At 48.9% G+C, this 901-nt stretch carries 8 tRNA genes and 1 rRNA gene; all 9 read left to right on the top strand.

The features are described 5' to 3' along the window. Nucleotides 1-89: ribosomal RNA gene (rrf, locus tag KNO96_RS14230) — 5S ribosomal RNA — on the top strand; the annotation flags it as partial. A 75-nt stretch (nucleotides 90-164) separates the two neighbouring features. Then, nucleotides 165-240: transfer RNA gene (locus KNO96_RS14225), tRNA-Asp, on the top strand. Between the two features lie 19 nt (nucleotides 241-259). After that, a tRNA-Phe gene (locus KNO96_RS14220) sits at nucleotides 260-335 on the top strand. An 8-nt stretch (nucleotides 336-343) separates the two neighbouring features. Beyond that, a tRNA-Thr gene (locus KNO96_RS14215) sits at nucleotides 344-419 on the top strand. A gap of 10 nt (nucleotides 420-429) precedes the next feature. After that, nucleotides 430-505 (top strand) — tRNA-His (locus KNO96_RS14210). 13 nt (nucleotides 506-518) lie between these two features. Further along, nucleotides 519-594, top strand: a tRNA-Lys gene (locus KNO96_RS14205). A 38-nt stretch (nucleotides 595-632) separates the two neighbouring features. Then, nucleotides 633-713, top strand: a tRNA-Leu gene (locus KNO96_RS14200). 15 nt (nucleotides 714-728) lie between these two features. Next, a tRNA-Gly gene (locus KNO96_RS14195) sits at nucleotides 729-803 on the top strand. Nucleotides 804-812: 9 nt separating this feature from the next. Next, a tRNA-Leu gene (locus KNO96_RS14190) sits at nucleotides 813-900 on the top strand. Nucleotide 901 lies beyond the last annotated feature (1 nt).

Raw genomic sequence — 901 nt, 5'->3', positions numbered from 1 at the left:
CCGTTCCCATGCCGAACACGGAAGTTAAGCGTCTCAGCGCCGAAAGTAGTTGGGGGATCTCCCCCTGTGAGGATAGGACGTTGCCAGGCTTTATTTTTTTAAAAAAGTTATTGACTTTACATAATATGACCTTTAAAATAGGTAAAGTCGATATGACTTAAAACGGTCTCGTGGTGTAGGGGTTAACATGTCTGCCTGTCACGCAGAAGATCGCGGGTTCGAATCCCGTCGAGACCGCCATTTTTAATTTAATACGTATGGCTTTGTAGCTCAGTTGGTAGAGCAAAGGACTGAAAATCCTTGTGTCGGCGGTTCGATTCCGTCCAAAGCCACCATATAACACGCCGGTGTAGCTCAGTTGGTAGAGCATCTGACTTGTAATCAGAGGGTCGAGGGTTCGAATCCTTTCGCCGGCACCATTTTTTCATGGCGGTTGTGGCGAAGTGGTTAACGCACCGGATTGTGATTCCGGCATTCGAGGGTTCAATTCCCTTCAGCCGCCCCATTAAAATTTTAATGAGCCATTAGCTCAGTTGGTAGAGCATCTGACTTTTAATCAGAGGGTCGCAGGTTCGAGCCCTGCATGGCTCACCATTTCTCATTAATTTTTTATTCAATACGTAATTTCACATGCGGGTGTGGCGGAATTGGTAGACGCGCTAGACTTAGGATCTAGTGTCTTTGACGTGGGGGTTCGAGTCCCTTCACCCGCATCTCTAAATACTTATGCGGAAGTAGTTCAGTGGTAGAATACGACCTTGCCAAGGTCGGGGTCGCGGGTTCGAATCCCGTCTTCCGCTCCATCTTAATACGCGGTCGTGGCGGAATCGGTAGACGCGCTAGGTTGAGGGCCTAGTGGTGGTTAACACCGTGGAGGTTCAAGTCCTCTCGACCGCACCAT

The sequence above is a fragment of the Exiguobacterium sp. s89 genome (genome assembly GCF_018617735.1).
In the GTDB taxonomy this organism is placed as follows: domain Bacteria; phylum Bacillota; class Bacilli; order Exiguobacteriales; family Exiguobacteriaceae; genus Exiguobacterium; species Exiguobacterium marinum.
This window is presented reverse-complemented; position numbering and strand designations above follow the sequence as displayed.